Below are 7998 nucleotides of genomic sequence, written 5' to 3'. Positions count from 1 at the left end.
CGGGCCAACCGAGCCACGCCCGCCTGCACCTCCGCGGACCAATCGATCACCACCGTGGCACCACGATGATCAGCCACCGACGGATAGGGCCGATCAGTGGGCAACTGCAATCGCTCGGGCAGACCGTCCAGCGCCTGCCGCCAATAGCCCAGCTGGGAAGAGATCAGACTGTCCCCGTCATCCAGCTCCCCGAGGAACCTGCGCTGCCACAGCGTGTAATCGGCGTACTGCACCGCCAGATCAGCCCAACCCGGAGCCTGCCCCGAACTGCGGCTCGCATAGGCGGCCCCCAGATCCCGGATCAGCGGAGCGATCGATGACCCGTCCGCAGCGATGTGATGCACCACCGCCACCAACACGTGATCATCATCGGCCACCCGGAACAGGCAGGCTCGCAACGGAATCTCGGTCGCCAGGTCAAACGCGTGACGGGCGATTTCCTCGATAGCCTGTTCCAGCTCAATCGCGGACCAGGTAGACGCATCGACAAGCTGCCAACCGAAATCGGCGTATTCGGCCTCGATCACTACCTGCTGCGGTATCCCCTGCGGTGCGGGGAACACGGTGCGCAGTGATTCGTGACGGCTCACGACATCTGTCAATGCCGCGCCCAATGCCTCGATGTCCAGACGCCCGCCCAGCCGTATCGCCGCGGGGATGTTGTACACCGCTGAGGGACCCTGCAATTGGTCGATGAACCACAACCGGTTCTGCGCGAACGACAACGGAACCACCGGCGGACGCTCCACGGGTGTGAGCGGCTGCAGGCGCCCTTCGCGGGCGCCGATGTGTGGCGCCAGTCGGGCTATCGTGGGTGCCTCGAACAGAGTTCGTACCGAGAGCTCGACGCCCATGCTGGCGTTGATTGCGGCGATCAGCCGCATCGCAGATAGCGAATCCCCGCCCAGGTCGAAGAACGAGTCGTCGACACCGACACGCTCAATCCCAAGCACGTCGGCGTAGACACCGGACAGAAGGTATTCGGTGACAGTGGCCGGCGGCCGGTATTCACCGGCGATGTATTCCGGGTCCGGCAGGGCGCGCGTGTCGAGTTTGCCGTTGACGGTCATCGGGATCGTGTCGACCACGACCACGGCGGCCGGAACCATGTAGGTGGGCAGCCTCATGCCCAGCGCGGCACGGATCGCGGTCGGATCCGCGGTGCCGGTGACATAACCCACCAGCCGCTTGTCCCCCGGGCGGTCTTCGCGGGCCATCACCGCCGCCTGCTCCACGCCCTCCAATTCGGCTAGAGCGGTTTGGATTTCGCCGAGTTCGATGCGATACCCACGGACCTTGACCTGCTCATCCTCACGCCCGAGATAATCGAGTTGTCCGTCGGACCGCCACCGCACCAGATCCCCCGTGCGATACATCCGAGCCCCAGCACCGCCGAACGGACACGCCACAAACCGCGACGACGTCAAACCGGTCCGCTCGATATAGCCGACACCCACCCCGGCACCGGCCACATACAACTCCCCCACCACACCGGCCGGCACCGGACGCAACCACTGATCCAGTACGAACAACGCCGCGCCTGTTACTGGCGCACCGGTCGGCGGTGTGCCCGCCCCTGGTGAAAGTGCGGCACTCATCGCCACCCAAATCGTGGTCTCCGTCGGGCCGTACGCGTTGATCATCACCCGCCCCGGCGCCCACCGACCCACGAGTTCGGCCGAGGCGGCCTCACCACCCACCAACAGCGCCACCGACTCCAAACCGTGCGACGACAACACCGCCGCCGCGCTCGGCGTCAGGCTCAACACACTGATTTGTTCGGCAATCAGCAGATCGTGGAACTCCTGCGGCGAGGCGACCACCTCATCAGGCACCACCACCAACCGGCCACCGTGCAACAACGCACCCCAGATCTCCCACCCCGAGAGGTCAAACGACAACGAATGACACTGCGACCACACACCTCCCGGCCGCAAGCCGGGATGCCGGGACTCCATCAACTGCGTGACGCTCCGATGCGTGATCCCCACGCCTTTGGGCGCACCCGTCGTACCCGAGGTGTAGATGATGTACGCGATGTCGTCAGGCGCCGGCCCCGGAAGGGCGGCGCTGGATTGGGCGTCAACAGCCGGGTCGCCGACATCGACGACCACCACATCGTGGTCGTCCAGGCGTGGCCGCATGCTCGCAGTCGTGAGCACCGCATCCGGCGCGGCATCAGTGAGCATGAACCCGACCCGGGAGTCCGGCAGCGCAGGGTCGATCGGCACGTACGCCGCGCCCGTCTTCAGAATCGCGAGAATCGAAACGATCGCCTCAGCCGACCGGGACAGCAGCAGGCCAACTCGATGGCCTGCGCCCACACCACTGTCGACCAGCAAGTGCGCCAACCGATTCGACGCCTCATCAAGCGACCGGTACGTCATCGACAAGTCGCCGTACGCCAATGCGAGCCCGTCCGGATTGGCCGCGACGCGAGCGGCGAACAACGCCGGAACCGACATCGGTGTACCGACTGGTGCGGTCAAAGCTGCGCGGTTGCTGATTCGATCCAGCCCGACAAGCTCGGCCTGGTCCACGACGTCAATCGAGGAAACTCGCCGGCGGAGGTCGGCGGTCATCGCGAGCAGCACCCGCTCGAACCGCTCGATCAGCGTTTGGATACTTTCCACGTCGAACACGTCGGTGCGGAACTCCACCGCACCCGAAATCCCCGCAGGATCACCGGCGTCGGTAAAGCGTTCCGCCATCGAGAACGTCAAATCCATTCGCGCAGTGTGACTTTCCAACGGCATGGCCGAGACCTGCAGATCACCCATATCGAACTCGGCGACCGCGTCATTCCGCCGGCCGGCGAAGTTCTGCCAGGCGAGCACGATCTGCACCAGCGGATGATGTGCCATCGACCGAGTGGGGTTGAGGTGGTCGACGACCGCTTCGAACGGCACATCCTGATGGTCGTAGGCGGCTAGCGACCGGTGCTGCACCTGCGCCAGCAGCTCGGCGACAGTGGGATCGCCAGCCAGATCGACCCGCAACACCAAGGTGTTGAAGAAGCAACCCACCAAATCATCGAGTGCGGGGTCGCGGCGCCCGGCGGTCGGGAACCCCACCGCCACATCAGAACTCGCACTCATCTTGGACAGCAGCACCGACATGGCGGCCTGCACCACCATGAAGGTGGTGACATTGTGCTCGCGGGCCGCGAGGTGCACTTGCTGTTGCAGCTCAGCCGACCATTCAATCGCCACCTCGGCACCGCGATAGTCCGCGACCGGAGGATAGGGCCGATCGGTGGGCAACGGCACGCGCTCGGGCATACCGGCCAGTGCCTGCTGCCAGTAATTCAGCTGGGAGGCGATCGGACTGTGTGGATCGGCCAGATCACCGAACTGGGCGCGCTGCCACAGCGTGTAATCGACATACTGCACCGACAGATCGGTCCAGTCGGGACTCTGGCCCGCGCAGCGGCCGGCGTAGGCCGCTCCCAGATCCCGGACAAGCGGGGTGACAGACCACCCGTCGGCGGCGATGTGATGCACCACCGCCACCAGCACATGGTGATCGTCTGAAACCCGGAAAAGGCACGCACGCAAAGGGATCTCGGTCGCCAGATCAAACGGGTGCTGGGCTAGGTCCCTTACCGCCCGCTCCAGCTCGTCCTCTGGCCACCCGGTGGCATCGATCACGTCCCAACCGACGTCGGCGTGTTCGGCAGGCACCACCACCTGCCTGGGTATCCCCTCCGGCGCGGCGAACAGTGTGCGCAGTGATTCATGACGGGCCACGACATCGGCCAGCGCCGCACCCAGCGCCTCGACAGCCAGCGGTCCATTCAACCGCACCGCCACCGGCATGTTGTACACCGGTGACGGCCCGAACAACTGGGCCAGGAACCACAACCGGTTCTGCGCGAACGACAGCGGGATCACCGCGGGCCGTTCCGCCGGTGTCAGCGGTTCCAGCCCACGATCACCTGCGCCGATGTGGGGCGCCAACTGCGCCACCGTGGGCGCTTCGAACACCGTGCGCACCGAGAGCCCAGTACCCAAACTGGTATTGATCGCAGCGACCAGTCTCATCGCCGACAACGAATCGCCACCCAAATCGAAGAACGAATCATCGACGCCGACCCTCTCGACGCCGAGCACCTCGACGTAGATATCGGCCAAGATCTCCTCAGTCACAGAGCCGGGAGCCCGATACTCACCAGCGGTGTACTCGGGGGCCGGTAGCGCGCGGGCGTCGAGTTTGCCGTTGACCGTCAAGGGAAGGGCTTCGATGACGACCACCGTGGACGGCACCATATGACTCGGCAACCGCTCGGCAAGCGCCGAACGGATCCCGGTCGTGTCGACGGTCCCGGTCACATAACCCACCAGACGCTTGTCACCGGGGCGGTCCTCGCGCGCGAGCACCGCTGCTTGGTCGACACCGTCCAATTCGCTTAATGCTGTTTGAATTTCGCCGAGCTCGATGCGATACCCACGGATCTTGACCTGCTCGTCGGCACGACCGAGGTAATCAAGCTGACCATCGGCACGCCACCGCACAAGATCCCCGGTGCGGTACATCCGCGACCGCGGCCCGGCGAATGGGCATGCCACAAACCGCGCGGCAGTAAGCCCGGCCCGCCCGACGTAGCCGACACCCACACCGGCACCCGCCACGTACAACTCACCGACCACGCCGGGCGGCACCGGCCGCAACCACTGGTCCAGCACGAAGAGGGCCGCCCCCGGCACGGGCGAGCCGATTGGCACGACATCCGAGCCGGGTGCCAATGGGGCACTTACTGCCACCCATATCGTGGTCTCGGTAGGGCCGTAAGCGTTGATCATCACGTGGTCGGATGCGCACCGATCCACGAGCTGGGCTTGCGCGGCCTCACCGCCGATCAGCAGCGCAGCCGAATCCAGGCCCTGTAGCGACAACACTCCCAAGGCAGACGGTGTCTGACTTAGGACACTGACCTGTTCGGCCACCAGTAGCGTGTGCAGCTCCTGTGGTGAGCCGACCACCTCGTCGGGCACCACCACCAACCGCCCACCATGTAACAACGCACCCCAGATCTCCCACCCCGAAAAGTCGAACGCCAACGAATGGCACTGCGACCACACACCTCCCGGCGGAAGTCCTGCGTCGAGTTTCTCCATCAACTGCGTGACGTTGCGGTGGGTGATTGCCACACCCTTGGGGGTCCCGGTAGTGCCCGACGTGTAAATCAGGTACGCGATGTCGCCTGGGTCCGGGAATGGCAGCTCGGTGTCGGAGTAGCCACCGATGTCGGGATCGTCGAGATCGATCACCACCAGGTTGTGCCCGTTCAAACGTGACCGCAGGCCTGCGGCGGTGACAACCGCGGTCGGTGCGGCATCGGCAAGAATGAACCTGACCCTCGCGTCGGGCAGCATGGGGTCGATCGGCACATACGTCGCGCCGATCTTGAGCACCGCCATGATCGACGTGATCGCGTCGGCCGACCGGGGCAACAACAAGGCGACCGGATCGCCCTGCCGCACACCGTTGCCAACCAGCAGATGCGCCAACCGGTTAGCAGCTTCGTCTACCTCCCGGTAGGTCATGGAGTCGTGGCAGAAGCTGATGGCCACTTCGTCCGGGGTGGTCGCGACCTGGGCGCTGAACAGAGTCGGGATCGACACCGGTGCGGCTGCCGGTGCACTCAATATCGCGCGGTTGGAGATCTCATCCAGCCGGGCATGCTCGACCTCATCGAGTACGTCGATCAACGAGATCCGACACGTGGGTTCGGCGGTCATCGACAACAACACCCGCGCCAACCGCTTGACCAGTGTCTCGATCGAAGCGGTGTCGAACACGTCGGTGCGGAATTCCACCGTGCCCGAGATCCCTGCCGGCTCTCCAGCGTCGGTGAAGCGTTCAGCCAGCGCGAACGTGAGATCCATCCGGGCAGTGCGTGTTTCAAAGGGCAGCGTGGAGACCTGCAGGTCAGCCAGGCCGAGCCCGGCAGCCGGATCGCTGTTGCGTCCGGCGAAGTTCTGCCAGGCCAACATCACCTGTACAAGCGGATGATGCGAGAGCGACCGGATGGGGTTGATGTGGTCGACGACGGCTTCGAAGGGCACATCCTGGTGCTCGTACGCTGCCAGGCTGTTCACGCGCACCTGGTCGAACACCTCGGCGACAGTGGGATCACCGGCCAGATCAACGCGCAATACCAACGTGTTGAAGAAGCAACCCACCAAATCATCGAGTGCGCGATCGCGGCGCCCAGCGGTCGGGAACCCCACCGCCACATCAGAACTCGCACTCAGCTTGGCAAGCAGCACCGTCAGCGCAGCCTGCACCACCATGAATGTGGTCGCATTGTGCTCTCGCGCGACACGGTGCACCAGCTGCTGCAGTTCGGCCGGCCAGTCGATCGCGACCGTGGCACCGCGGTAGTCAGCCACCGGTGGATATGGCCGATCCGTGGGAAGTTGCACCCGCTCGGGCAACCCGGCCAACGCATCTTGCCAGTAGGCGAGCTGGACGGCGAACAGGCTGTCGGGATCCTCAGCATCCCCCAGTTGCGTGCGTTGCCACAGCGTGTAATCGATGTACTGCACCGCCAGTTCGGACCAGCGTGGAGTCTCTCGAGAAATGCGGCTGGCATAGGCGATCCCGAGATCGCGTATCAGCGGATTGATCGACCAACCGTCGGCGGCGATATGGTGCACTACGGCGACCAACACGTGTTCGTCGTCGCCAACACCGAACAGGCTTGCTCTGATCGGAATTTCAGACGCCAGATCGAACGCGTAGTGCGCGACGTCGTCGACCGCCTGCGAGAGCCGCGCTTCCGGCCAGTCGGTGGCATCGACGATCTGCCAGCCGAAATTTGAGTCGCGCGCGGGAACGACTACTTGCTGAGGAATCCCCTGCGGCGCGGCGAACACGGTGCGCAGCGATTCGTGGCGGCTCACCACATCTGCCAGTGCCGCGCCCAATGCCTCGGCGTCGAGCTGCCCTTGGAGCCGCACCGCTACCGGGATGTTGTAAACGGGTGAGGGACCGTACAACTGGTTCAGGAACCACAGTCGATTCTGGGCGAACGACAACGGAACCACCGGGGGACGCTCTGCTGCGGCCAGCGGCTCGAATCTACCCGTGCTCCCATCACCGATGTGCGGTGCCAGCCGCGCGACCGTGGGTGCTTCGAACACCGTCCGCACCGAGAACTCGACGCCCAGGCTGGCATTGACAGCTGCGATCAGCCGCATCGCCGACAACGAATCCCCACCCAAATCGAAGAACGAATCATCGACGCCGACCCTCTCGACGCCGAGCACCTCGACGTAGAGATCGGCCAAGATCTCCTCAGTCACAGAGCCGGGAGCCCGATACTCATTAGCGGTGTACTCGGGGGCCGGCAGTGCGCGGGTGTCGAGTTTGCCGTTCACCGTCCTCGGCAACGCGTCGAGCATCACGACGGCGGCCGGAACCATGTAGGTGGGCAGCCTCATGCCCAGCGCGGCACGGATCGCGGTCGGATCCGCGGTGCCGGTGACATAACCCACCAGACGCTTGTCCCCCGGGCGGTCTTCGCGGGCCATCACCGCCGCCTGCTCCACACCCTCCAATTCGGCTAGAGCAGTCTGGATTTCGCCCAGTTCGATGCGATACCCACGAACCTTGACCTGCTCATCAGCACGACCCAGATAATTCAACTGCCCGTCAACGCGCCACCGCACCAGATCCCCGGTCCGATACATCCGTGTTCCCCGGCCCCCGGACCCCGCGAACGGACACGCCACAAACCGCGACCCCGTCAACCCCGCACGACCCACATAACCGACACCCACCCCGGCACCGGCCACATACAACTCCCCCACCACACCCGCAGGGACCGGACGCAACCACTGATCCAAAACAAACAACGCTGCACCCGCCACAGGCGCACCGATCGGCGGCGCCCCCGACCCCGGCGCCAACGGCGCACTCATCGCCACCCAAATCGTGGCCTCCGTCGGACCGTACGCGTTGATCATCACCCGCCCCGGCGCCCACCGACGA

The 7998-nt window shown here is 64.8% G+C and carries 1 protein-coding gene and 1 pseudogene; both read right to left on the bottom strand.

Annotated elements, in window-relative coordinates; genetic code table 11:
* Positions 1 to 7052: amino acid adenylation domain-containing protein (locus AB4Z42_RS28250; protein ID WP_442012554.1), on the bottom strand; the 7052-nt coding region annotated here is incomplete at its 3' end.
* A gap of 117 nt (positions 7053 to 7169) precedes the next feature.
* Positions 7170 to 7998, bottom strand: a pseudogene (locus AB4Z42_RS28245) (non-ribosomal peptide synthetase); the annotation flags it as partial.

Source organism: Mycobacterium sp. 2YAF39 (assembly GCF_052114565.1).
GTDB lineage: Bacteria > Actinomycetota > Actinomycetes > Mycobacteriales > Mycobacteriaceae > Mycobacterium.
The sequence above is the reverse complement of the archived record's forward strand: the minus strand, read 5'-3'. Positions and strand labels throughout refer to the sequence as shown.